Source organism: Paenibacillus urinalis, from assembly GCF_028747985.1.
GTDB classification, from domain to species: Bacteria; Bacillota; Bacilli; order Paenibacillales; family Paenibacillaceae; genus Paenibacillus; species Paenibacillus urinalis.
The window spans coordinates 2,982,919-3,008,627 of the sequence record NZ_CP118108.1; the positions used below are offsets into that span (position 1 = coordinate 2,982,919).

At 43.3% G+C, this 25,709-nt stretch carries 25 protein-coding genes, 2 pseudogenes and 2 riboswitches; of the genes and pseudogenes, 5 read left to right on the forward strand and 22 right to left on the reverse strand.

Annotation, left to right across the window (positions count from 1 at the left end; all coding sequences use genetic code 11):
- Positions 1-32: 32 nt before the first annotated feature.
- The 7 genes and pseudogenes from PUW25_RS13800 to PUW25_RS13830 form a co-directional block, all read right to left on the reverse strand.
- Positions 33-569: a P-loop NTPase family protein gene (locus PUW25_RS13800; RefSeq protein WP_274337206.1), complete on the reverse strand. Its 537-nt coding sequence runs from the start codon at positions 567-569 to the stop codon at positions 33-35.
- Positions 570-623: 54 nt separating this feature from the next.
- On the reverse strand, positions 624-1,607 hold the full coding sequence (locus PUW25_RS13805; protein ID WP_047910266.1) for an aldo/keto reductase: 984 nt from the start codon (positions 1,605-1,607) through the stop codon (positions 624-626).
- 129 nt (positions 1,608-1,736) lie between these two features.
- The gene (locus PUW25_RS13810) at positions 1,737-2,096 is read right to left on the reverse strand and encodes a hypothetical protein (RefSeq protein ID WP_274337207.1); all 360 of its coding nucleotides are present in this window, start codon (positions 2,094-2,096) and stop codon (positions 1,737-1,739) included.
- A gap of 160 nt (positions 2,097-2,256) precedes the next feature.
- On the reverse strand, positions 2,257-3,318 hold the full coding sequence (locus PUW25_RS13815) for an RNA-guided endonuclease InsQ/TnpB family protein (protein WP_274338301.1): 1,062 nt from the start codon (positions 3,316-3,318) through the stop codon (positions 2,257-2,259).
- 5 nt (positions 3,319-3,323) lie between these two features.
- Positions 3,324-3,722, reverse strand: a complete 399-nt coding sequence (gene tnpA, locus PUW25_RS13820; RefSeq protein ID WP_205054219.1) for an IS200/IS605 family transposase — start codon at positions 3,720-3,722, stop codon at positions 3,324-3,326.
- Between the two features lie 99 nt (positions 3,723-3,821).
- Positions 3,822-4,547: pseudogene (locus PUW25_RS27525) on the reverse strand (DUF3885 domain-containing protein).
- Positions 4,548-4,553: 6 nt separating this feature from the next.
- Positions 4,554-5,129: a TetR/AcrR family transcriptional regulator gene (locus PUW25_RS13830; protein WP_274337209.1), complete on the reverse strand. Its 576-nt coding sequence runs from the start codon at positions 5,127-5,129 to the stop codon at positions 4,554-4,556.
- A gap of 175 nt (positions 5,130-5,304) precedes the next feature.
- On the opposite strand from PUW25_RS13830, the gene PUW25_RS13835 reads away from it, so the two are divergent.
- On the forward strand, positions 5,305-6,066 hold the full coding sequence (locus PUW25_RS13835) for a glucose 1-dehydrogenase (protein ID WP_047910270.1): 762 nt from the start codon (positions 5,305-5,307) through the stop codon (positions 6,064-6,066).
- A gap of 60 nt (positions 6,067-6,126) precedes the next feature.
- Positions 6,127-6,888: an SDR family NAD(P)-dependent oxidoreductase gene (locus PUW25_RS13840; protein ID WP_274337210.1), complete on the forward strand. Its 762-nt coding sequence runs from the start codon at positions 6,127-6,129 to the stop codon at positions 6,886-6,888.
- 110 nt (positions 6,889-6,998) lie between these two features.
- Here PUW25_RS13840 and PUW25_RS13845 read toward each other — a convergent pair whose 3' ends face one another.
- Positions 6,999-7,643 carry a FusB/FusC family EF-G-binding protein gene (locus PUW25_RS13845; RefSeq protein ID WP_274337211.1) on the reverse strand — a complete coding sequence of 215 codons (645 nt, stop codon included), beginning with the start codon at positions 7,641-7,643 and terminating at the stop codon, positions 6,999-7,001.
- Between the two features lie 395 nt (positions 7,644-8,038).
- Here PUW25_RS13845 and PUW25_RS13850 point away from each other — a divergent pair, with 395 nt between their 5' ends.
- Positions 8,039-8,809 carry an EcsC family protein gene (locus PUW25_RS13850; protein WP_274337212.1) on the forward strand — a complete coding sequence of 257 codons (771 nt, stop codon included), beginning with the start codon at positions 8,039-8,041 and terminating at the stop codon, positions 8,807-8,809.
- A gap of 98 nt (positions 8,810-8,907) precedes the next feature.
- Here the strand turns inward: PUW25_RS13850 and PUW25_RS13855 are convergent, their stop codons facing one another.
- The 3 genes from PUW25_RS13855 to PUW25_RS13865 all read right to left on the reverse strand — a co-directional run bounded on the left by PUW25_RS13855 (position 8,908) and on the right by PUW25_RS13865 (position 10,882).
- Complete coding sequence (locus PUW25_RS13855; RefSeq protein ID WP_274337213.1) at positions 8,908-9,690, reverse strand: tyrosine-protein phosphatase; 783 nt, start codon at positions 9,688-9,690, stop codon at positions 8,908-8,910.
- 213 nt (positions 9,691-9,903) lie between these two features.
- Positions 9,904-10,383, reverse strand: coding sequence for a phage tail protein (locus PUW25_RS13860; RefSeq protein ID WP_274337214.1), 480 nt, complete (start codon positions 10,381-10,383; stop codon positions 9,904-9,906).
- 19 nt (positions 10,384-10,402) lie between these two features.
- On the reverse strand, positions 10,403-10,882 hold the full coding sequence (locus PUW25_RS13865) for a GyrI-like domain-containing protein (RefSeq protein ID WP_047910275.1): 480 nt from the start codon (positions 10,880-10,882) through the stop codon (positions 10,403-10,405).
- Positions 10,883-10,988: 106 nt separating this feature from the next.
- On the opposite strand from PUW25_RS13865, the gene PUW25_RS13870 reads away from it, so the two are divergent.
- Positions 10,989-11,951 (forward strand): helix-turn-helix transcriptional regulator, encoded by a 963-nt coding sequence (locus PUW25_RS13870; RefSeq protein WP_047910276.1) that lies wholly within the window; start codon positions 10,989-10,991, stop codon positions 11,949-11,951.
- Positions 11,952-12,002: 51 nt separating this feature from the next.
- Here the strand turns inward: PUW25_RS13870 and PUW25_RS13875 are convergent.
- The 8 genes and pseudogenes from PUW25_RS13875 to PUW25_RS13910 all read right to left on the reverse strand — a co-directional run bounded on the left by PUW25_RS13875 (position 12,003) and on the right by PUW25_RS13910 (position 21,501).
- Positions 12,003-12,789, reverse strand: a pseudogene (locus PUW25_RS13875) (helix-turn-helix domain-containing protein).
- A gap of 21 nt (positions 12,790-12,810) precedes the next feature.
- A complete protein-coding gene (locus PUW25_RS13880) occupies positions 12,811-13,386 on the reverse strand; it encodes a LysE family translocator (protein WP_274337215.1) in 576 nt (191 codons plus the stop codon).
- A 365-nt stretch (positions 13,387-13,751) separates the two neighbouring features.
- Positions 13,752-14,066, reverse strand: coding sequence for a DMT family transporter (locus PUW25_RS13885; protein ID WP_047910279.1), 315 nt, complete (start codon positions 14,064-14,066; stop codon positions 13,752-13,754).
- 3 nt (positions 14,067-14,069) lie between these two features.
- Positions 14,070-14,402, reverse strand: coding sequence for a DMT family transporter (locus PUW25_RS13890; protein WP_047910280.1), 333 nt, complete (start codon positions 14,400-14,402; stop codon positions 14,070-14,072).
- A 101-nt stretch (positions 14,403-14,503) separates the two neighbouring features.
- Positions 14,504-14,602, reverse strand: a riboswitch (guanidine-I (ykkC/yxkD leader).
- 165 nt (positions 14,603-14,767) lie between these two features.
- Positions 14,768-16,501 (reverse strand): allophanate hydrolase, encoded by a 1,734-nt coding sequence (locus tag PUW25_RS13895; protein ID WP_274337216.1) that lies wholly within the window; start codon positions 16,499-16,501, stop codon positions 14,768-14,770.
- Positions 16,498-20,115: an urea carboxylase gene (gene uca / locus PUW25_RS13900; RefSeq protein ID WP_047910282.1), complete on the reverse strand. Its 3,618-nt coding sequence runs from the start codon at positions 20,113-20,115 to the stop codon at positions 16,498-16,500. The genes PUW25_RS13895 and uca overlap by 4 nt, the downstream gene beginning before the upstream one ends.
- Positions 20,108-20,776, reverse strand: coding sequence for an urea amidolyase associated protein UAAP2 (locus PUW25_RS13905; protein WP_047910283.1), 669 nt, complete (start codon positions 20,774-20,776; stop codon positions 20,108-20,110). Before PUW25_RS13905 ends, uca begins: the two co-directional genes overlap by 8 nt.
- On the reverse strand, positions 20,776-21,501 hold the full coding sequence (locus PUW25_RS13910; protein ID WP_047910284.1) for an urea amidolyase associated protein UAAP1: 726 nt from the start codon (positions 21,499-21,501) through the stop codon (positions 20,776-20,778). The genes PUW25_RS13905 and PUW25_RS13910 overlap by 1 nt, the downstream gene beginning before the upstream one ends.
- 71 nt (positions 21,502-21,572) lie before the next feature.
- Positions 21,573-21,680: riboswitch (guanidine-I (ykkC/yxkD leader) on the reverse strand.
- 253 nt (positions 21,681-21,933) lie between these two features.
- Here PUW25_RS13910 and PUW25_RS13915 point away from each other — a divergent pair.
- Positions 21,934-23,265, forward strand: coding sequence for an APC family permease (locus PUW25_RS13915; protein ID WP_274337217.1), 1,332 nt, complete (start codon positions 21,934-21,936; stop codon positions 23,263-23,265).
- A 153-nt stretch (positions 23,266-23,418) separates the two neighbouring features.
- On the opposite strand, the gene PUW25_RS13920 is transcribed toward PUW25_RS13915, so the two are convergent.
- Genes PUW25_RS13920 through PUW25_RS13930 form a run of 3 tightly spaced genes read right to left on the reverse strand, consistent with a single transcriptional unit; the run spans position 23,419 to position 25,624 of the window.
- Complete coding sequence (locus tag PUW25_RS13920) at positions 23,419-23,856, reverse strand: hypothetical protein (RefSeq protein ID WP_274337218.1); 438 nt, start codon at positions 23,854-23,856, stop codon at positions 23,419-23,421.
- A gap of 10 nt (positions 23,857-23,866) precedes the next feature.
- Positions 23,867-24,406, reverse strand: coding sequence for a LytTR family DNA-binding domain-containing protein (locus tag PUW25_RS13925; RefSeq protein ID WP_274338377.1), 540 nt, complete (start codon positions 24,404-24,406; stop codon positions 23,867-23,869).
- 33 nt (positions 24,407-24,439) lie between these two features.
- Complete coding sequence (locus PUW25_RS13930) at positions 24,440-25,624, reverse strand: serine hydrolase domain-containing protein (protein ID WP_274337220.1); 1,185 nt, start codon at positions 25,622-25,624, stop codon at positions 24,440-24,442.
- Positions 25,625-25,709 lie beyond the last annotated feature (85 nt).

Sequence of the window (25,709 nt, forward strand, 5' to 3'; positions counted from 1 at the left end):
ATTGTATCATACATGAGGCCAATTTAAGAAGGCTAGCGAAGGATGAGAAGGATGTCCTTCCTATCTTTTAACCGGATTACTTTCTCATCGTATCGCTGGAGCTTTGCCTCAAAATGCTCCCGGTTCTGTTCGAACTCGCTCGTCCATTTGTACATCCTTCTGAGCATCGACAAATCCGGCTTGTAGTGACATCGTTCGATTCCAAGCTTTTGTTTAACAAATCGCGTCATGATCCGAATTTTTCGCTTCCATAGGGAAGGATCCAGGAATATAATCTTGTCCGCGATCGCATATAGACTTTGATAGGAATCTCGGTCGGTTCCTTCAAATATCCATGTTCCTTTCGCGTCAATTTCCCGGATCACTTCCATTTGTTCTGCTGCCGTGCGTTTAGATCTGCCTGCAGGAGTCAGGTGATGGACTATAGAGTCGAGCTCATACCAAGGTATACCGAGTTGCTTGGCTAAGTTTTGGGCCAAGGTAGTCTTGCCACTCGCGACAATGCCGATAATAAGAATCTTACTTCCAACGATTTCGGCATTGGCAGGATTTGAAGCCTTACTGTTCATTGAACCATCCCTTTATATCCAATCGGATAGCATACTTATGAGGCACTTCATTTATTAGTATGGTCCTCGAATGTAATCAACGACGTTCTCCTGGTAAAACTGCTGTATTTTTTGATGCTCTTCTTCTGAAAATGACTGGGTCTCCCGTGCCGTGAGATTATCCTTCACCTGCTGGACATTTTTAAATCCAGGGATAATAGAAGTGATCTCCTTATGATCCAGAATCCAGCGCAGAGCAGCACTAGCCATGGATGGACGGCCTTCTCCAATCCACCGTAACTGATCTGCAAGCTCCACCCCTTTCTTGAATCCAAGTCCAGCAAAGGTCTCCCCTACATTAAAGGCTTCTCCGTTCTCATTGAATCGGCGGTGATCATCCGCTTCAAACGTATAGTCTGCAGTAAACTTACCTGTCAGCAGTCCACTGGCGAGAGGCAGCCTGACGAGAAGTCCGACGCCGTTCTGATAAGCTTCAGGAATCAGTTGTTCTAATGGCTTCTGCCGGAACATGTTAAATATAATTTGCAGACTCTTCATGTTTGGATACTTCAAGCATATGAGCCCTTCTTCTACCGATTCCACACTTACGCCATAGTGCCGGATCTTCCCTTGTTCCTTAAGACGATCGAGCACTTCAAATACATGTCCATCCTTCAGGATTTCTGTTGCCGGGCAGTGAATTTGAAATAAATCGATCGCCTCTCTGTCTAGCCTGCGCAGACTATCTTCACAATACGCAGATACTTGCTCATAGCTGTAATTTGCTGGATCTGCAATATCTCCTTGGCGGCAGAATTTGGTCGCAATATATATTTGATCTTCTTTGCCCTTTGTTGCCTTAGCTAATAACTGTTCGCTGTGACCATCTCCGTATACATCAGCTGTATCGAAGAAATTCACCCCTTGTTCCATTGCATATTCCAGAGATCTTAACGCTTCCGTATCACTTGTCTTTCCCCAGGAGCCTCCAATTGCCCAAGTTCCAAAGCTTACTTCACTGATCTTCATGCCGGTATTTCCTAATTCGCGATAAATCATATTATAACAATCCCCTCTCACAAAAAATCATCTACATGAACTCGGTATACACCTATTCATAACCGCTCTAAACCAGGATAATATAACGCTTACATTTATGACAAGTCATATCCTTCCAACAACCCTTTTCTAGTCTGCAATAAAATACTGGTTGACCACATCCAATCTATATTGAACTGTCTCCGCCTTAGCTTCGGATGTACCAGCCGACGTTCCTGGAGTGACGATTAAAGCTCCATTCTTATTGAATGGAAAATTTTCCATGGCGTAGTTTAAAGTGTCGGTTGTTACTCCATGATTAACAAACTTAAGAGGTGCAGCCTCTCCATTATCCTTATTAACCACAAATGAATAAGCAGATAAACCGTGTCCGCCTGTATACTGTGGGGTCAAGAAATAAACATCGGCCTCTTCAAAGTTCACTTTTTCAAAGCTAATAGGTTCTTTGGATGTCTGAATAAAAGACAGCTCTTTTAGTTCAGTTACCACTTGCTCTTTCCCATTAATTTTGTTGATTACCTTTTGACACTCCCACAGCTAAAGCATTGGGATTCTTGAGTGATGAAACCGAAGTCCGTTTCCGGTATCGGAGTATGACCTCAAGATGAGGCTGTGCCATCAGCCATCCTAAGACAGTGCGTATAGCATCTTAGGCTGATTGGCTGTTACCGCCAATCACAGGTGCGTGAATAATATTGATTGCACCCACTCTATCTCGATGGGTTTTATAACCACATGAACAAGCATATTTTCTATCCTTTACTTTGTTTTTTGAATCGCAAGTAGGACATTTCTGTGATGTATACGCTGGGTCCACATACTCTACTTTAATTCCTACCATATTCGCCTTATATTCAATGAATTGAGCCAAGCGATAAAATGACCATGTATGCAAATTCTTCTCGTTTTTACGACTTGTTCTTGTCGTCTTCCTTATATTAGTTAGTTGCTCTAATCGAATAATAGACACTTGGTTATCTACCGCAAAATTAACGATTTCCCTACTAATTTTATGGTCTTTACCTTTCATCCACCGTTGTTCTTTATCATGCAACTTGCGAAGGGCACTAAGTTTTTTCTTTTCTCCTAAGCACTTTCTTGTTTTGCGGAACTTTCGTTTCATAAATTTATTTTCTCTTCCGTTTCCAAAGAACTTTGTCTTACCTTCATTAGTTACTGCAACGGCCGGTACTTTTAATCCTAAGTCAATACCCATCAATTGTTCTTTTGTTGGCTTTTGAGACGGGGTTGGCACTTCCAGGGAGATTTGTGCGAACCATTTCCCTGATTTCTCCACGACGCGCATTAGCCCTAATTTGGCTGCTTGGAGAATTTTTTTGTCTCTTTCTGTTATTAGGGCGGGGAAGATGGTTTTCTTCGCTTTTCCGTTGACCATTATCGGAAAAGCAAGTGAAGATTGATCTAGGCTATAGTTTTGGTTATTTATACAGTAGGTTGGCTTCTTCAGAACGGGGCGTTTTTTTCTTTTCTTTGTTATTCTAAATACGCTTTTAGCGTCACGTATAACTTGATTCAACACCGCTGAGGGGAGAGCAGCTTCAATATTCTTTGTTGTGACTTTAGGGAATGAACCTTCTATCTCGGCTCGTTCAGTTAAAGTATTAACAGTACGAATATATTCTTTACTCAGTTCCTTTAAACCGGATATGTCTTTCGGAAAAAAGCGGATTTTTACTGTGATGGGTTGTATGCAAATCACCCCCTTGTTTTTTGTTCTTCTACATATCGTTTGATTGTTTCACTCGAAACATTACCTGCTGTACTTACAAAGTATGAACGTGTCCAAAGCGAAGGTAAATGCGACAAGTGCTTATGTTCCTCTCTTAATATTTTTGAAGTTGTTCCTTTGATTCTAGCCATAATGTCAGATGGACTTAATGTGGGAAGTGCATTCAAAAAAAGATACGCATGATCTTTATCTGTTTCGATGGCGATAATTTGTATGTCCAACTGAGCACAAACATCTTTAACAATTGATTTAAATCTTTCTTCTACTTTTGAATTGAGAAATATATTTCTTCGATAACGAGGACAAAAAACAAAGTGATAATTAATTAACGATACGGTAGTGTGGGTTCTTCTATAATCATTCATGTATTCATTGTATCAGTTACCGATAAAAACTGAAACATTATTTTTGTTAATATTGGAACATTTAACGTCTGAAAAGATACACCTGCTCCAAACGCGCTCTCATCCCACCCCTAAAGGAGTGGGCTTTCTTTCTCGCTCGCTAACTATATTAAGATCCATTTTGGAGTCAGTTACTTTTTGGTCATTCAGTTTCTGTCGAAGTTCTCTCTCTTCCTTTGTCTCAGTAATACCCGTTAGTCCTTCATTAAAAAGCTGATCGATGTCGTATCGGTCGTAATCCAAGATCCATTTTCGATGCAGGTGATAGAGCGGTAACAAGACATTTTGATCCAAGCTGCAAACATCACATCCGCGATCATCATACATATGAAACAGTATGCCGTTTCTCTTATTATAAAGATAAATTTGACCATCGGGAGTTGGTTTTCGCGCAAAATCTGAGTTGCAGATTCATTCAATGACATAGGCAATACGGATATCTTTCATTTTGACATCCACAGCCCATTGACGTATATACATTTGATCATCTGGTTCTTCATACCAGTGAGACGTGGTGTGAGACCGCAGCTGTTTTATTTGCGTTCTGAAGAATCGCTTTAAGCGAATCTTATCTGTTGGCTTGTCCTTTACATCATGGAATGTGCGATGTATGAAGGTCACATCATCCTCCGGGTTAAAAATCGAACACAATATCGTATGTGCACGATGAAGACACTCTGTACGATATTCCTCATCCTTTAAAGACTCCACTCCAAGTTCATATCGAATACTTGCACCCTTGGTAATCATCTCTTCAACAATATTCACTCGATGTATTCCCTTCATTTCTATCTATTTATTAATATGATTCAGCCTTGCGATTTCAAGTGTCTGCTCTGTCATGTATTGTGCGGAATACTTATAATTTGACTTTATCCAATAGGATAACAGCCCTAATAGCGTAAATGCATTCTGATTAATTACAATCTCACGATTGATATGGTCAGGTACGCCGGGAAAAAGAAAGTCAAATTCTTCATTATAAATAATTGAAATGGCCTCCATCAACTTCTCTTGAAAACCCATATTTTCTCTCTTATAAAATAAACTAAAGGCTTCGTTATTCTCGCTCACATAATTAAAAATCTTAACTGTTGAATAGGTCAAGAATCGTATGTCATACTGCTCTCTCTTCCCTTCATAAGGCTCTTTAAAAGCCAGTACAAAACCATCAATCGTATCTATAATGATCTCATCTAACAGATCTTCTTTATATTGATAATGCGCATAGAAAGTCCCTCTCGTATAACCCGCAGTCGATACAATCTCCTTAATCGTGATCTCTCTAAGCTGCTTCTCATTGAGTAAGGATATCAATGCATGCTTGAGCGCCTTTTTGGTCCGGATTACGCCATTATTGTCTTTCACAAATTTTTCTCCTTGTTATGTACAATTTGATTATTATTCTGAACAAATTATAAACAAATGTCTAACTTCGAACAAATGCAGGTTTGTTGTCAATTGAAGAAAGCGTTATCTCAGCAGTAAAATAGGTTGTGTCCAAAATTTGAACATAAACGATTTAATAAGGAGAGTAATATAAATGAAACTTCAAGACAAAGTAGCCATCGTTACAGGTGCGGGATCTGGTATGGGAAAAGCAATTGCAAGTTTATATGCACAAGAAGGCGCCAAAGTTATTGTTGCAGATATTAACCAAGATAGTGTAAATGCAGTAGTTGCCGAGATTAAAGCAAACGGCGGGGAAGCATTAGGTGAAGTGGTAAACGTGGCTAAGAAAGAAGATGTTGAGAAAATGATCAACGCAGCGACTTCAGCATTCGGTTCTTTGGACATTCTCGTTAACAATGCCGGAATTATGGACAACTTCACGCCTGTTGGTGATGTATCCGACGAGCTGTGGGATCGACTTCTTGATATTAACCTGAAGGGTCCATTTATGGCATGCCGCGCAGCCATTAACATTATGAAGGATCAGCCAAACGGTGGAGTTATCGTCAATAACGCTTCTGTCGGCGGCTTGTTTGGGACAAGAGGTGGAGCAGCTTATATCGCTTCCAAGCATGGTCTGGTCGGATTAACAAAGAATATTGCAGCCACTTACGGCCGTGAAGGTGGTAATATCCGAGCGAACTGCATTGCACCAGGCGGTGTAAAAACAAATATTCAATCCACAATTACTGCTCCACATCCGCTGGGCTCCGCTGCACTTGCTGATGCAGGTTCTGGTAAACTGGCTGACCCCATTGAGATTGCACGTGTAGCCCTATTCCTTGGTTCGGATGATTCCAGCTTTGTAAACGGAGATGTTATTAAAGCCGATGGTGGATGGACTGCAAGATAATTGTAAGAATAACTATAATAGTCAACACATAATATTATCAAAGTTAGGAGAATGATTATAGTGGGAAGATTATCTAACAAGGTCGCCATTATAACAGGCGCAGCAAGTGGTCAAGGCGCTGTGGAAGCACGATTATTTGCCCAAGAAGGAGCAAAAGTGGTTGCTACGGATATGCAGGAAGAATTACTGCAGAAGGTAGTCGACGAGATTAACCGTGAATATGGTGAGGTCGCCATCGCAGTTAAACATAATGTTGCGGAAGAAAGCGACTGGATTCATGTGGTTCAAGCAGCGATTCAAAAATTTGGCAAGGTTGATATACTCATCAATAATGCCGGTATTACGGGTAAATCTTTAGAGCTTCAGGATATTACGATTGAAGAATGGAATAAAGTGATGAATGTAAATGCGCTCGGAAACCTTTGGGGCATTAAACACGTTGTTCCAGAAATGAAGAAGCTAGGACAAGGCTCCATTGTAAATATATCTTCCCTTGCCGGCATTAATGGACTGGGTGGCATTGGTGCGTATGGAGCATCCAAAGGTGCGACGCGTACTTTAACAAAAGGTGCTGCAAGAGATCTCGGACCAAGTCATATCCGTGTCAATTCGGTCCATCCAGGCTTTATCGAAACAGCGATGATTACTCAATTTACATCTAATGAAGAGGTGAAGAACCACCTTCTGTCCCAGATTCCATTAGGATACTTGGGGAATCCCATCGATGTTGCTCATGCAGCTCTCTTCTTAGCTTCAGATGAATCAAGATTCATCACAGGTGAAGAACTGATTATCGATGGAGGTCAATCGATAAAAGAATAACACGTTAACTTAGCTCAAACGAATATACTATAATAAAAAAGGTGGAGCAGCTACTAATTTGGTAGTCTGCCCCACCTTTTTTAATAAATTCTTGCTACAGTTTCTCTTCTTTACTTTCCTGTGGAATGAATAAATCTTTCTAAGACAGAAGGATCTGTAATGTTATAGTTACATGCTTCCCCATCCATACAAACGTACTGGCCTATCGATGAGAAATTGTCTTGCGATCCGCCTTTTTTTGTCTTGACATTGAAGAATCCAAGCTCATGCTGCCTGTTACAGAACATACAGTACCCCTTCTTGTTTATCGGTGTGATTGAACCTTCGAGACCGACTAATTGTCCTTTATAAGGATACACGATAAACAAGCGGTTCGTAGCGATATCAATCCATCTCAAGTAAGTGGTATGGTTGTAATCGATCATTTCCAGATCCGGTACTTTGAGCTTCTTCACTTTCGGAAACAACTTCTGTATCTGCTTCTGTGTCACATGTGGAAATGGCACAATATAGGCTTCCAGGCTATCCAAATAATTCTGCAGCTCATGTGGCACCTCGTGGTTAGACAATTGCTCCAAAAGATGACGCTCTTCAACGTTCAATTCGTTAAAAGCCGCAATTGCGTTGCTCACTGTTGTACTTCTGACCGTATCCAGCACCTTCCGATCGGCAATCGTACGTAACGTTTTCAACAGGAAGTTTGCTTGTTTCTTAATTTCATTATATTGATGATTCTGAATAAATGGTGTTTGCATCGTCTTGAGCCCCTTATTATATAGTAGTGAATGAATAAGGTGCAAAGCCGAATGCGGGCAAGGCATATCGATAACAAGGGCGGTCTAGCTACGATTATGATTGCGCCCTACACAAAGCTCGCCCCATTCAGGCTTTGCGTAAGGCGTTCTAGCGAACGAGCAATCCAGCACTGCTGCCAACATTGCCACGGTATAACCCCCAATTCAAATAATGTAACAAAATTATAACCGGATAAACGCATGGGAGCAACAAATATGGTCAAGACAAGTATTAGTAGGAGCTATGCCGTACGATACTGGACTTAAGTCGAGCATACGAACCTGCTATGGTCTGTTTACGCTGCAGCGGATTATCCATTAAAATATAGGCAAGACTTTTAGAGGAGCGATCATGAATGAATTATGAGCTTAAACTTCAGAAAGAAGTGGAAGATTGGGAACGCCAGCTCTTTAAACCACCGGGATGGCTCGAAAAAACATCGAAAACGATCGGCACTCGAATTAACCACATCATCCCCCCGAAGGTGCACACCGTTATAACGACTACCATCAAATCCATTGTTCGTACAGCATTATTTGGTGCAGAATATACTCCGAGACGCTCGGTTCAGCATGGTTTGGATCTAGAGACTGCAGATGAGGAAGCCAAGGAGCTGTTTACGCTCTACCAAAAAATCGCGGTAGCTGAAGGTGCTGGAACCGGTGCAGGCGGAATCATGTTCAGTATGGTGGATTTTCCAGCTCTTATCGGCATCAAAATGAAGTATTTGTTCGAAACCGCGCATGTTTACGGTTATGACACCAAGCAGTTCTCCGAGAAAATATTTATTCTCAAGGTATTTCAGATGACTTATTCGGGTGCTGAGAACCGTGCCAATCTGCTCGATTCCATCAAGCATTGGCATATCGAGAAGGAACAATGGGTCTCTGACGCTGACTATTCCAAGAACATGGACTGGGAGTCCTTTCAGAAGGAATACCGAGATGCGATTGATTTTCGAAAAATGCTGCAAATGGTGCCTGGAATCGGTGCTATTGCAGGGGCTTGGGCGAACTATACGATCCTTGAGGAGCTGCGTGAATTCGCTATGAATGCTTACCGACTGCGCAGATTACATGATGATACTGAGGATAAGCGTACTAGCTATCGAATGGACCCCATATAAAAAATGAGAAACAGCTCAAATCCGTTTAACTGCTTGAACCGCAGTGAACTGGAATTGAGCTGTTATACGAATCTTTTTCTACGAATGGTTCTAATCGTTTACTCTAGGCAGAAATCTTGCAGCTGTGCTCGCAGCTCTGCTGTCATACCAAATTCTTGTTCCAGGAATGCCTCAATGGTGCCATAGCTATTCTTGATCGTTGCAAATACAGCCTCCATAAATTCCCGGCGAAGCTCAAGATTGGCAATGACCTCATCGACTTCTTCTGGCGATAGGACGAAGGCAAGCTGTTCTCTCATCTTATTATTCATAGGAATAAGCGTGGTATTAGAGATCAGGTAGTCCTCGATAATCGTTTCTTCAGGGACACCTAGTGCCAGCAGGATGAGTGCTCCGCCCACACCGGTTCTGTCACGTCCACCTGCGCAGTGATGAAGAATACCCAGATTGTCTGTGTTCATGATCGTCGTCATCAGATTTCGGTAGGATTCATTCTTGATTGCCATCTGAATATACATCGCTTTCAGAGCTTCCGGTGTCATGCTCTTTAGATAGCTTGCATGATAAGTTTCTTTATCATCTACAGGAACCTCTTGTTCCAATACCGTAAACCGCAGATTAGATACTCCTGGAAACAAGGGATCGGGCTTCTGCTCTGCTTCCTTATCTGTTCGATAATCAAAAATCGTCTTGATACCAAGTGATGTAAACAGCTCTACATCCTTAGCAGTCATTCCGGTAAGCTCCGCCGATCTGAAAAACAGACCATATTTCACCTTCCTGCCGTCCATGCTCTCATATCCACCCATATCACGGAAGTTCAATACCCCTTCAAACGGAAGTACACGGTTATTCGGATAATGCTCTAATATCATCGACATGATCATACACCTCTTAAGTTTAATTTTGTATGCAACTTGTATGTAAGTGCTATGAATTCATCATAACGATGATTTGTATGTAGAATGTTTTATTAAACTACGCTTATTGTAAAATCATTAAACACCTATCAAATCCAAAATAAAAAGAAACAGCCCAGACCCAATTGCCTGCAAGCAAGCAGACTTTGAGCTGAGCTGAGCTTATGTTGTACCTTACATATTCTCTATCTCATATTGTCCCTTGATGACAAAGAATGATCCGCGAATCGTGCCGGCTAGTTTCGATTTTTGCCTCGCGAACTTGAACTTCCCTTCCAGCTCCTCTGGCACTTCAATTCCTTCCGACAGCTTGAATCCAACCGCACGCTTCTTGGGATTATCGACTGCATACATTACATTGACCGAAAGACCGTTGTCGTAAAATACATAAGCAAACTTCATATTTTCCACCTGGAATCGCGAGGTTTCCAAAGGCTTAGCTGCAAAGCGAATGTCACGTTCTTCACGCAATATACGGTTCACATAATCCAGTGTGTCTTGGCTCTCGCTGGCAGGGATCACCGTAAACACGTGCTTATACTTGTTCATAAAATATCGAGCTTCATTGGCGCGCAGCCCGGCAAGCGCTTCAGCTGCGGTTGAAGACTCCAAGCCAGCTTTGGACACACGGGTATAGTCTACAATATAGGACATTTATTCTACCTCACTTTATCTATTTTCTAACGACAGGAATCCACATCTCTCCATAAACATGGCCATCTCGTTCTCCCATTTCAACCGTAGCATTAGGGCCTCCGACATAAGCAACTTCGTTCACTTCCGGCAATACTTGACCGAAGGCAATGCCTGTGAGCATGCTGCTGAGTTCTCCGGGTGTGTTCGCTTCTCCTCTGACAACCAGATATTCACCTTCAGGAAATTGGATGATTCGGGTCTGTTCTGGCAGCGTTGCCTCTGTCATTACACCTGCATAGTACATCATTTTGTTATTTACGGCTTCGTTTACAGCGAATACATACTCATTCTCGGCCACTGATTTTAAACGTTCAAATCTGCCATCCTGCTCAATCGTGCTCCAGAATTCCGTCTTCTCCTTATGAATACCAGCATAATCCGTATAGTCACTCTTTAGCTCAGTGCCAATTCCCAATACGATAAAGCTTTCTTTTTCCTCGATTACATAGTTGCTCATGTTAAGCACCTTCCTCTTCTTTTTTTGTTATAATTTGAGTTTTCACTTGATGGGTTTATAATAAACTTTAATCATGTCAAAAAATGATACTGTTTAGAGGTGCCGGATGAAAAAAGTAGAAAGAATAAACATCATCATGCGATATATCAACAACCGAGCCCAATTTACGATTTCGGAAATCATGCGAGAATTTAATATTTCTCGTTCAACCGCGATTCGGGACATTAGAGAGATTGAAGCCATGGGCATGCCGCTTGTGGCGGAGGTTGGAAGAGACGGGGGTTATTTTGTAATGAATAACTCCGTGCTTCCTACGGTTCGCTTTACTGATAATGAGATCAAAGCTCTATTTATTGCATTTATGGCTACAAGAAACCAACAGCTTCCTTATCTAAAGAGCCGCCACTCTTTAACTGAAAAATTACTCGGACTCCTCTCCCAGAACCTGCAGGAGGATCTTGTTGTTCTGAATCAAATACTACGATTTGAAGGTACGAATCCGCACAATCCTGACCTGCTTGATCTGTCAGATCTGCCGCATCCTGTATTAGAGAAGCTGATTCAAATATTGCTGGCCGATTGCTATTTGCTGGTTACCGTTAAGGAAGCGACGGAAATAAGATCCTACCCTATTTATCTCTTGCATTTGTACCGTGAGAAAAGTGTGTGGCTAATCGAAGGGTTTAATTTAGAAGAAGAAAAAAGGCAGATCATCCCTGTCGATCATCTGCTCGACGTGGTCACCTACCCTGTGAAGAGAAGAGAAAGCAAGAAAAAAATCCTTGGGAAATTAAATAAGCAGGAGGAAGTCAATAATCTTGTTGTTGAGCTTGGTCCTAAGGCAATTACGCAGTATAAAAAATATCATCCGCTCCATGTCTCCATATCCTACACGAATCCATATCAAACCACGGCCTTGCTTAAGATGTTCGTAAATACTCATCACCCGGAAGAGCTCACTGAGATAACAGATTGGCTGCTCTTCTTAGGTAAGGATATTAAGCTGCGTGAAGTGCCTGCTGCAATTTCAATCGAAATAGAGAAAAGGCTAGGAATATACCGCATATAGATCATGTTCATTAATGCACAGCTTTCAAGCTAAGCTATAGTTATTGGGCCATCACCTATGTATATGAGTCATATATTCATATGCGGTTAAGCCATAACACACTTTTGAAATGCCTGTTCAAATGGGTGAGATCAACGAATCCGCAGGCAGCTACGGCGAGATAAATATCTCTGCTCGCTTCAATGATCTGCTTCGCACGTTCTACTTTACAGTTCAGAAAATATTGATACGGTGAAATGCCAGTATGGGCTTTGAACATCCGAATAAACTGAAATTTGGAGCACTCCAGTTCCCTGCATATATCATCCAGCATGAGAACCTGATCTAGATTGGCACGAAGCATATCCTTTGCAATGGAGATGAACCTGTTGTCTTGTTTGGCATCAGCGATAGCGATAGAATCGACTTGAAATAGACGATTTGTAAGGGAGAGAAACAATTCATTACACAGTGCCTCATCCTTCTCATTTAACACGTGATAAGACAGGCTTAATATTTGCTGCTTTAGCATGCGATCATACACAATAGGCTGTGAGAACTGTACAACATCTTTTTGATGAGCGGCCTCCAAAAATAAATGGGGCTCCACATAGAGCATCACATATTCCAGTCCCGAATGATCATGAGCCATCCCGTCATGAGCCTGTTCCGGATTAAATATCATGACCCCGTTCGGATACGATAATTGTAAGCCTCCATCCAAAGTATAATGCTGTATACCTCGCAACGTAACACCAATGGCATACTCCTCATGTGCATGTTTTTTATATTTAAACTCGGTCATATTCGCTGATAACACTGTAATGCCTGCTGATTTTTTATATATAAACTGTTCCATTCGTCATACCTCCTCACTTGCTTATATCCATATCATGAATGCTGCATACATGAGGCAGATCCCCATGATCAAGTTAACGAGCCTCTGATGTTTCTGCAGAAATGCTTTAAACAAGGTTCCGTATATAACCCATGTCATAAATGCCGCAAATCCTACGAGTGTAATAACCATAATACCAAACATCATTACCGCTGCTGAGTTATTATAGGGCATGATAAAAGTCGGTATAACTGTCAGTGTGAACAGCACTACCTTAGGATTGAGAAATTGCATAAGTAAGCCGGACCAAAACGTAGCCAGTTGCCTGGGACCTGCGTCAGATGACTTCTTCATACAGATCAGATAAGCAAGATACACCATATACAAGCTTCCAATGATTTGCATGACAATCAATATTTTAGGCAGTATTGTTGTCAGCACTGAATTTAATATAGCAGATAAGAGCAGTAATAAGGCAAAACCTATCGTCGCCCCATACGTATCTTGGATTGCTCTTTTGGTTCCGTATTGCTGTACCGTCGACATAATGACGATATTGGTAGGACCCGGAGTAAATGTCGCGATGATGCAATAGATCAGAAAAGATGTCATATTCATAAGAACCTCTCTCCATATGTGGTCCTCATATCATACATCTTGGATTACTGAGCCTATAGTACATTATTGCAGCTTCGTGAGTAGACACATAGTAAATATTATGTAAACTTACGTACTTCGCTGCAAAATTACAGTTTCATTTTATCTAGACCTTGTGCAATCCCTTTTTCAATTAATGGACGTAGATTCGTTGTCAGTGTGGTAACGTGCGAATGTTATAAATATATTGGATTTTATTATTTTGAATTTTTCATATGTTGAAATAATTATATGTTGATTCGGTTTCAAGCCCTTCAAGCCCTAATAGGTACAAAAATTAAGCGACCCAAGAACGGGCCGCTTCTAGATCAATATCTGAAATCGGGTCAGCTGACTAGCTTTAATCCAACTGCTGATCCCAGTACCATGGCAATGAACACAATTCTTAAAATATTCCTTGGCTCACCGTAAAAAATCATACCCAAAATGGCTCCACCCGATGCCCCTATTCCTGTCCATACCGCATATGCTGTTCCCATCGGCAGAGTTTTCATAGCAAGAGATAAGAACAAGAAGCTCAGTCCAAATCCAGCGACCAGCAGTAGAAATGAGACGACATTCCGATCTTTGTTCAGCTTGTTAATCATAAGAACACCGAACATTTCGAAGAGACCCGCTAATATAAGATAAAACCAATCCATGATTTACGCTGCCTCCTTCTTTTCTTTACTCAGCATTTTAAGTCCAATGACACCTAGCAGCAGCAATACAATCAGCGCCATCTTCTCCAGTTGCACAGGAGAGCCGAACAGTATAATTTCAGCCAGCACTGTACCTGCGGTGCCCAATCCAACGAATACGGCGTATACCGTACCTACTGGCAGGAAGCGGGAAGCTCTGATCATCAAGGTAAAACTTACGATGATGGCAATCACGGTAGCCCCCCATTCGAGGATCCCACTCGCATGCTTTAGACCAATAACCCAACCTACTTCGAACACTGCGGCGATAATAACAGACAACCACGTTTTGTTCATGTGTATCACACTCCTTTTTAAAATTACACTGCATGTATTATTTTTCAAATGCAGCTAAAATATGAAAAAGCCTGGGAAACAAACTGTCATTCAGACAGTTTATCTCCCAGGCTTTTATCCCTCCGTGACACAGCCGTAAGGCTGTGAGTTATCTCTCGGACCAGCCGATACATCATCGCGGAACCCTAGATAACATTTGGTTATTAACTTATGGTTAGAATTATACACACTTCATAATAAAATTCAATAAATATTTATTTACAATTTATAACAATGAAGACGCATCAATCGTAATAATCATTATGAAAATGGTCCATACTCATAAAATAATCATGAGTATGGACCATTATTATCAATACATCAGGTTAGTTATGAACGACAGCATTTCTCCAGCCGCCGGAAGCCGTTATATTCAGTGCATGTTGAACTGCTGCTGATTCACATATGAATCCAGATACCCACCTCCCATCCTCAAGTTCAATCTTACTGATTCCAAGGGGTGAAGGAATAGAAGCTGTAAACCGACCGAACGAGGCCACAGGCATTTTCCACAGCTCAAGCTGAATTGCCGCTCCGTTATGATTCACTCGAACCAGACCCGGTTTCGGAGGTAATGTATCCAGCTTATACAGCTGATAATGTGAAGAGGTATAGGTCTCTTCAATAAACTCGGCACGAAGTGCGGTCATTTGTTTCTCTAGCGGCATACCTTTCATATGAAGTCCACACACGGCAATCGTAACGTGATCCTCTTGCTGCTGATACCATTTTGCTGCCTCGACTATACTTGATTCCTCTTCGGGAAGTGAGAACAACGTAATTCCAAACGGTAAATCCTCCTCTGCCTTCCCTGCTGGAATAGCAACTGCACTCAGATCCAATAGGTTGCAATGATTCGTATAGAGTCCCATTTGACTATTGGTATGAATCGGATCGGTACGAACCTGCTCACGTGTCCAGGTGCCTCCGCATGTAGGAAGAATCAAGATGCAATTTGTCATCATTCCTCTAGTTATTTCTTTAATTTCAGCCAATCTATGCTGTGCACGGAACAAAGCGGCAGCAGTGAAATCTTCTCTGGCTCCAGATCTAAGAATTTGCTCTGTTACGGGGAAGGCAGAGTCTGTATTGGCTTCAATAAATGACTGAAGATCAGACCATCTCTCTGCGACCAAGGGTCCTTCATAGAGCAGTGCTGCTGCTTCCTGCAAGATGGAAATATCGACTTCCTCCACTAGATGCCCGGATGAAGTGATGCTGTGTCTTACTTCCTCCCATGCTTTCTTGTATGCAGCAGCAAAAGGGCCATAGAAGGTAAGCTCTCCTCGGGGAAGCAGCCATTTCTCAGGAAGCACAGCATTTCCAAGCGGAAGATCTCTGGAATACGCATCACCTTCTTTTTTTCCGCGAACCAAATGATCGATCTTCTCAGCATCTTCAACACTATGCGCAAACACTGTAATGCAATCAATACTGCGGCAAGCCGGAATCAATCCTGCTGACGGCCATGCACCTACAGCAGGCTTATAGCCTACCAATCCATTTAATGCTGCTGGAACTCTACCCGATCCAGCCGTATCTGTTCCAAGTGAAAAGGCACATTGCCCCCGTGCAGCAGCTACAGCCGATCCTGAGCTGGAGCCGCCGCTAATCAATTCCATCCTCAGTGCGTTATGTGTTTCTCCATAGGGACTTCTTGTACCGACCAGACCGGTCGCAAATTGGTCTAGATTCGTCTTGCCGACAGGAACAGCCCCGGCTGCAATCAATCTCGCTACGACTTCGCTATGCTCAGCTGGAGTATAGGAGTAGTCCGGACACCCTGCCGTCACAGGCCAGCCGGCAACCTCGATATTGTCCTTTATGGCAAAGGGGATTCCCCATAAAGGGTACTCCGCCACATCTAAATCCTCCAGCTGCTGTATATATGAAGATATCCGTTCAATGGAAGGCGGCAATATCCATATATTTTTGTCTTTGTCTTCTTCCGCTCTTTGAATAATGACCTCAATAACCTCAAGCGGTGTAAACTGCTGTTTCAAATACCCTGAACGTAAGGATTCCAAGGTCATGTTAAACGGTACGGCATTCCATGTCATGATGCTGTCGCCTCCTGTTCAACCGGTGTAATCGCAGCAATACAGTCGCCGGAGCGAACCTGATCACCGGAGGTTACGTAAATAGATGAGATGATACCGTCAAATGGAGCCGTCTGTGGGAACTCCATTTTCATACTTTCTTCTATTATAATGGTATCGCCTTTCTTAACCTGCTGCCCTTCTTCCACTAATACCTTCCATACACTTCCCGACATCGAGCTGTTAACTCCGAGACTCCCTTCTGGCAGATCCTCCTCTCCAAATGAGGCATGGACCTCAGGCTCAGCTAAATACTCAGCAATACCAAGCTCCTTCCAATAAGCTCTCTCTGCCTGGAAGGCCGATTGCTGCTGATGACGGAATTCACTTGATTCGTTCTCGATGCTCTCGAGCCAGTGCAAATATTCACCAAGCTTAAAGGTTGTTTCCTCGACCTCCACTTTGAACTCACCTCTCGGGAAATCCTCTCTCATCTGTAAGAGCTCGTCCTCGGATACGGGATAGAAGCGAAGCTGGTCAAAGAAACGAAGCAGCCAGGGCTTACCTTGTTCAAAATTGTCTGTTTCCCTGAACTTATTCCACATTTGAACAGTTCGTCCGACAAATTGATATCCTCCAGGGCCCTCCATACCGTATACACATAGGTAAGCTCCACCGATTCCTACCGCATTCTCCGGTGTCCATGTTCTCGCCGGATTATATTTGGTCGTGACTAGCCGGTGTCTTGGATCTAGCGGTACGGCAACAGGGGCTCCTAAGTAAACATCGCCAAGTCCCATCACCAGATAAGAAGCATTAAATACAATCTCCGCAACCTCCTCCAGGGAACCAAGTCCATTCATTCTACGAATGAATTCAAGATTGCTCGGACACCATGGTGCATCCGGTCTAACATTTTGCTGATAACGTTCAATGGCCAGCCTCGTAGCCGGATCATCCCAGGATAGAGGAAGCTTCACGATCCGAGAAGGCACTTCAATTGACTCTAATTCTGGAAGCTGCAGATCAATCTCCATGATTCGAGCTGCTGCTTCTTTGACCGTCATTCTTGAAGCATCCAGATGAACCTGCAAGGAACGAATGCCAGGTGTCATTTCAATATAAGGAATATCTCCGCTATCTTGCAGTGTTTGCATGAGCACATACACCTGGAAGCGGTAGAGAAGATTTAACTCACGCTCTCCATATTCAATCAAAATGTTCTCATCCCCGGAACAACGGACCGTAATGGGAAACCGTCTATGCTCCTCATCAAATGCCAGTACAGGCATGTATTCTCCCGTAGAATGCTCTGGCAGCAATGGCAATACGGAGTCTCGTGATAGAGAATTCAAGTACTGCTCCTGCTCATATCTTAGCTGCTCTGCTTCTTCTATCGTAATCAGCTGGAATCGCACCTTATCCCCTGGACTTAATTGGCCGATCTTCCACAGCTCAGCTGATGCCGTTGTTACCGGGCAGACGAATCCACCTAGACTTGGGCCATCCGGTCCGAGTAATATAGGCATATCACCCGTTAGATCCAGTGCACCAACCGCATAAGCATTGTCATGGATATTCGAAGGATGCAGACCTGCATCTCCCCCGTCCTCTCTCGCCCACAGCGGCGCAGGGCCTATCAATCTCACACCTGTTCTTGAGCTGTTAAAATGAACCTCCCACTCTGTTTCAGTGAGCTGGTCCAAATATGCAGGAAGCAGATACTCTGACGTACAATGCGGTCCCGGTATAACTCCAATGGTCCATTCTCTTGTGTATATCGGACGCGAACCTTCAGCAAGTGGCTGCAGCGTTCCTCCATCGGTCTGGCTGGATACACGAATAACAGCGCCGGCTCTCAGAGCGCTCCCCGTATGTCCTCCGAAGCCGCCTAGTGTAAAGGTCGATGCACTACCTAATGTGAGAGGCATATCAAGACCGCCTGCTACGAGCAGATAAGCTCGCATCCCCTGCTTAGCTTCACCAAACTTAAGGATGGCACCTGCAGGTGCTACCGTCGGTGTATACAATTCTATAGGCACACCATTTAGTTCTGCCCCCATATCTGCACCCGTGATACAGAATGTAATCTTCTCTCTGAACAGATATTCTCCACCTCGAAGGGTCAGTTCAAGACCTGGCGCTTCCTCCTTGTTACCAAGGAGCTTGTTGCCGATCCGAAAAGCAAGACGGTCCATCGGTCCTGAAGGCGGAACGCCGATATCCCAATATCCCGTTCTTCCCGGAACATCCTGTACCGTCGTCTGCACACCGCCGCCCAGCACTTCGATCGCACGTTCTTCAGGCATGAAACCTCCAAGCATACGGGTGTATACTTCACCTTTTTGAAAGAGCTCGGTTTGGAGGAATGCCTCAATATAAGATTGATTTGTAGTGATTCCATAAATACGAAGACGTTGTAAAGCCTCTATCATTCTCGCAATGGCTTCAGATCTGGTATCCGCATGGACGATCAACTTGGCCAGCATCGGATCATATAGGGTCGTGATCTCCACCCCTTTTTGAATCCAGGATTCCACACGTACACCCTCCGGCCAGTGAATCGCATCAATTCGGCCATCACTTGGACGAAAATCATGGACACAATCCTCGGCATATAAACGAACCTGAAGGCTGTGGCCCTTGGACTGAGGCATATCTGTATTTAATATATCAAGTTCATTCGCCGCCTCTTTTACCATCCATTCCACCAGATCTATACCCAGCACTTCTTCCGTGACGCCGTGTTCTACCTGAAGACGTGTGTTCACTTCGAGAAAATAATATTGTTCATGCTCTGGATCGTACAAAAATTCAACCGTACCCGCATTCCGATAACCTGCCGTCATAGCAAGCCTCCGTGAACTGTTCAGCATCGCTGACCGCACATGATCTGGAAGCTGAGGTGCCGGTGTTTCCTCAATAATTTTTTGATTCCGTCTCTGTACAGAGCAATCTCGTTCGCCAAGGGCAGCAGCTTCACCGTTCGAGCTGCCGAAGATCTGTACCTCCACATGACGTGCTCTTGCAATATACTTCTCGAGAAAAACGCCGCCATCATTAAAGTTGCTTATCGCGAGGCGAGTTACCGAATCAAAGGCCGCTCGGAGCACAGTCTCATCCTCACAGATCCGCATTCCGATTCCTCCACCGCCTGCAGTTGATTTCAGCATGACAGGATATCCGATCGCTGCTGCCTGCTGTATAGCTGCTTCAACGGTATCGATCAGCCCGGTTCCCGGAAGAAGCGGAACACCCGCTTTCTCTGCCATGGCACGTGCAGTATGCTTTAGACCAAAGAGCTCAATATGCTCTGCAGATGGCCCGATAAAGACAATTCCATGATCCGCACAGGCTTGCGCAAAGGACGCATTCTCACTCAGGAACCCATATCCCGGATGAATAGCATCCGCGCCTGACTCCAGAGCCGTTTTTAATATGAGCTCTGCATTCACATAACTCTCCTTAGCGGGTCCATCCCCGATAAGAACCGCTTCATCCGCGTGCTCGACATGAAGACTGTCTCGATCGGCCTTCGTATACACAGCCACAGATGAAATCCCCATCTTTTTCAATGTGCGAATAATTCGAACCGCGATAGCACCGCGATTGGCAACAAGTACTTTTTTAAACATCGAATTGCTCCCCTTTCGCTTCCCAGATCAGAACCTCTGCCGGAGTAGGATTATAGCCATTGCAAGGATTGTTCAGCTGCGGACAATTGCTGATCAGCACAGTCACCGGCACAAGAGCAATGAGCTCTACATATCGCCCTGGACCAGAGATTCCATCTGCAAAAGTCAGCTCACCTTCCGGTGTAACAGGTACGTTCATAAAGAAGTTTACGTTAGGAGCCAGATCCCGCTTGGTGTACTCATTACGCTCAGATAACATCAGCATGAAGGTGTCTCTGCAGTTATGCATCGGAAGCTTGTCGTGTGCGTAACGTACGGTATTGCTCTGCGCCGAACAAGCTCCTCCGATCGTATCATGTCTGCCGCAAGTATCAGCCGTAATGCGAAGCAGCTCCAGTCCGGATTCTGCCAGTAATGTGGAGCCTGTTGTTAGATAGATATTGCCCTGATTTGATATGGTGCGTACAGCACTATAATGATCGGTTGGATTCTCGCTTGAATAAAAAAGAGTGTCCACTGCCTGATTGCCTTCCACATCTACGATTCGCAGCACCTGCCCCTGCTTCAGATCATAGAGCCAGCCTTCGCCTGCCGGAATGATCTGTTTATACACAGCATCTTCTGCCTTGAGACCGCTTGTTACAGAATTCATTGTACTCATCATTCGTTCGCTCCCTTCATCAATGCGTAAGCATTCCAGGTATTCTCAAACGCTCGTCTGTTCTCATCACAATGCGTTACACATGGATCGGTTTCAGTAACAGGCGCCGCATCCGCGACATCCACTTGAACACTCGATGCAGGATACTCTGTCGTAGGATCTAATGGATTAGGCGTGTTAGACAAGACCAGCAGCACATCCATTTCCGTTCGAAGGGTCACCGATCTACCTGCCGTGGATTGAGAGACATACTTCATCGTTCCATCCAGCTCACAGATAACTTTCGAGAAGAAGTTGATGGGTGTACTCAAGTCCCGCGGAGACAGATGATGTCTGTACATTTCCACAATTAAATTCTCTTCCCCATTTCTCAGCCGCTGGTTCCAATCCTTCTGATAATTTGTGACACCATACTTGTCATCCGTCATTTGCTTTGTTGTATATCCGGAGAGCGGATCATGCCAACCAACCGAATCCGCAGTAATCGAGGCCAGTACTCTGCCCTGATCACTCATTAACACATGTCCTTGTGTCAAAAATGCAGTATGCTGAGCTTTCAGTGTATCTGGCATATTGTATCTTTCCGATGGATAAGGTGCGTGAAACAATAATGTAGTCAGATTGGCCCTGTCACTTTGCGCTGTAAAGGTAATGGATTTACCTCTGCCCACATAAGCTGACCATTTGCCGCCCGGCTCTACTGTAATTGAGAATAATGCTGTCATGATCTCATTCCTCCAATGTGCAAATAAATATAAAAAAGCCCGGGAGAAACATCAAAGAACACTTTGATGGATTCTCCCGGGCTTTTTTCCCGCCGTGTACATCAGTGGATAACCACTGATGCGTTTTCTCTCGGACCAGCCAGCCGTGTATACGACCCGGAACCCTAGAAAACTTTGGTATGTAATTGTTGATGTCATAAATACTAACTCTAATTATCCGATAATGCAATATGTATTTCCAAATTATCACGGAATTCCACTAATTTATTTGCATTAAAGCACTATTCTTTATGTATTTTTCAACAAAACAGAACTTATGATCCCATATGTATCAAAAATAATGCTTGATTTTTGAAAAAAACCCTGAAACAATGTGAGAAGAAATGACATGAACGAATTAACAGAGAAATGAGCAATTGGAGGAGGATGTATATGTCAGAAACCATAACACTTAAAAGAGATCTATCACTCACTCATGTTGTGACCATGGGACTTGCCTGGATGTCCCCCATGATTTTCTTTACAAGCTTCGGCGTGCTTCATGAAGGTTCAGGAGGGATGCTGCTGGCAGCCTATGTTCTGGCCTTTGCAGCGATTTTATTTACAGCAGCAAGCTATGGTCAGATGGCAAGGGCGTTTCCTGTATCCGGTTCTGCCTATACCTATGTAAGTAAAGCAATGAACCCTTTTATGGGCTTCATCGTCGGCTGGGTCATATTGCTGGATTACTTGTTCTCCTGTATTGTCGCCGTTCTGATGTTTGGCATTAATCTTCATGCCCAGTTCCCGACTGTACCCTCTTATGCATGGATCACCCTGCTGACGCTTGTCGTCATGACCATTAATATAATCGGGATAAAGACCTCTGCCAACATAAATAAGATTTTTGTCATGATGCAAATTTTGTTTATCGCCAGCTTTTGCGCATTTCTTGCCTACAAAGCAGTAACTGAAGGATTTACTGCCGGATTGAATCCTTTGAGCAGCACGAGTGGAGTTTCTTTCTCCTCTATTTTGGCCGGTGCTTCCCTTGTCTGCTTTTCATTTCTTGGCTTCGATTCGATTACAACAATGGCGGAAGAAACCAAAGACCCCAAGAAGACCATTCCTCGTGCCATCATGATTATTGTGATCGCTGCAGGAATCATGTATTTTGTGACAGCATACCTCATTCAGCAGCTATATCCCTCCCTCACATTTAGTCATATCGACGCTGCCGGATTCGAACTCATGCAGATGATTGGCGGGGGTTTACTTGCATCGATTTTCACTTTTGTTATTATCTTTTCCATACTTGCGCAAGGAATGGCCTCCATGACTACGGTGTCACGCCTTCTCTTGGTCATGGGCAGATCCTCCCTGCTTCCGAGCAAATTCAGCTCCATTCATCCCAAATTCCGGACTCCGGTGTTTAACATCGTACTCGTCAGCATCATTTCCTTGTTCGCTATGTTTATCCGTCTTGAAACTGCCATCATGTTTGTCAGCTTCGGAGCACTGACCGCATTTCTGTTCGTAAACTTATCTGTCATATTTCATTACATAATCCGGAATAAGCAGCGAGAACCTAAAGACCTCGTATTCCGCCTTGCATTCCCGCTTATTGGTGCTGGATTTGTATTCTATCTGATCACCTTGCTCGAGCTTTCGTCTCTCCTGCTCGGGACCAGTTGGATTGCGTTAGGACTCATATTGTATACCATCAACAGAGCGAGATCGGCAAAAGATGGCGTGGTCTTAGGTGAGATTGAAAAGGCAGTTTAACACATAGATACACATAGATCCAGATAGAAAGTAAAAAACAGCAGCCAAAAAGCTGCTGTTTTGTTGCATTGCTCAATACAATAATCAACCCACTAGATATTCTTTAAAATGGGCTGTCGATCCATGTGCTTTATATGATATAACACTTCTCAGCTACAGGTTATTTCTCTTAACCTCACTCTTGAATCTCTCCAACCTTCTCTGCGCTCGTCGGTACATTAAATAATCCATTACATTCGCCATACAAATGATGCCGAGCACAATCAGCAGGGTCGAGGTAAACTCTCCTCTGCTCTCTATTTCGCCTCTGCTTAACACGTAAAAAGTAATCATTATGCATGCCGTCACCAGCAGGGCTATCAGATTGTTTATAAAAAAATAAGTTCGGGGGTTTGCAATTTGGATCGGAAGAAGAGCTGTAACCCATTCCGTAATGAACCCGATAATGAACCCAATACTTCCGCTTGCCAATACGATCATCGCTCTATAGGTGAACGCTGTATCTGATGTGTCTAGAAACTGGAGGATCACACCCATGAAGAGGCCTAGAAAAAATGACTTTATAATGTTTGCATAATGAATCTTTTCCATCGGGATTCTCCTATATTTTAAGTGTATTCCTAAGCTTCTTCGAGAACATCTTTGATACTTCCAGTTCTGTATTATTGTCCATACGAATGACATATCTGGAGTTAAACCAAGGAGTAATCTCTTTGACATGCAGCAAATTCACGAGCTGGGATTTATTAATTCGCACAAATCCTTTTACAGCCCAGAGGTTCTCATAATACTGCAAGGTCTCTTTGATACTATAATGATTTGTGCTCGTATGGGCCATAATCCCCTCCGATCCTGCTTCTACATAGAGGATATTTGTTGGATCGATGACCGCAAATTTATTGTCCATAAAACCGGTTAGTGTATTCCTGATCTGATGATCTTCACGAATACCGGACACTAGCAGTTTGATTACATCCATATAATCCAGCGCATCGAAGACAATACTAAGCTTCTCCTTGGGCAGATCATGACCTTGTTCTACGAGCGCAATGCTGCTATCCTGCGACACTTCGATCTGATACTTGATCAATTCTTGCCTTAATTTATCACGAACCTTATCTGAACATATCAATTGAACCATCCGAAGTCTCCTATTGACAGCATACAAAATTCGTTATTCTACAACCATCCTATCATAGATCATCCTGATTTTTACTAACTCCTCAATTCCTTTTTTCCTGTACTTCAGAGAACCGAAATTCGCAATAAAATACGTATCCTTTTGTTTATCATAGAGCATATAAGTCCCAGTAGCGCCGACACCGCCATACAGATCCGTCATTGAGCCCAGCAGAAAGGACAGCTCACTAAAGTCAAATAACATCATGCCCATACTGTAATGAATTCCTTTCTCATATTGCTGATCAAAGCTCGTCATCTGACGATACACCTCATCCGACAACCATTCTCCTCCTTCTAGTGCTCGCATGAACGTTAATAAATCATTCATTGTCGTGACCACTCCCCCGCCTGCCCAGTCAACCGATAGTGCATCTCTTCTGCTAAAGTCAATATCATTGATGTAGATTCCAAGTAATTCAGCCGCCGCCGGTCGCTCGGTAGTGAACAAATAGCTATGATCCATCCCTAATGGCTTGAATACTTTTTCCTCTAGAATCGTCGAGTAAGATTGACCTTCCACTGCTTCGAGGATAAGTCCGAGCAAAATATACCCCGTATCCGAATAATAAAATTGTTGTCCTGGAATTCCAATGGGTTCCTGATGATCTCTCGTGAACGAGATTAGCTCTTGGGGAGTGAAGGCAAGATCTGAATTGGATGAGATTCTAGCCAGCATCGGTTCTCCGTGCAATACAGGTCCTTCAAAATAATCTGCAGCTCCTGACGTATGAGTCAAGAGATGTCTAATCGTTACTTGATCACTATAATCTATGCCGTCTATCACAAATAATCTCTCAAGTATATCCTGATCAAGCCAATTAATGATCTTGTCGTCATATTCAAGCTTGCCTTCATCGACCAGTAAACCAAAAATAGCAGCACACATCGTTTTACCGATACTGGCAGAATGATACGGATTGTCAGCATGAACAGCTTTTTCTGAAGAATGATTTACTTTTCCTACAGCAAATTGTTCATTGTATCCCGTTTGGTTGGAGTAAATCGTTAGTAAGACACTGGATAAATCAGGGTTGTTATTGACCGTTTTGGTTAAATGGCTGCGGATCTGTTCGCTGGCTTCTTTTTCTGACAACGGCCTGTTCATCACAGCTAATATGACCCATCCTAAAACAATAATGATAACGATGCCTGCCAAAATGCTAATGACAATTCTCAATTGTGTGACCACCTTTCGATTCATGTATTTATATACATAATCTAATCCGTAGATTGGAAAATAGATGCCATTCTACGGTAAGTGG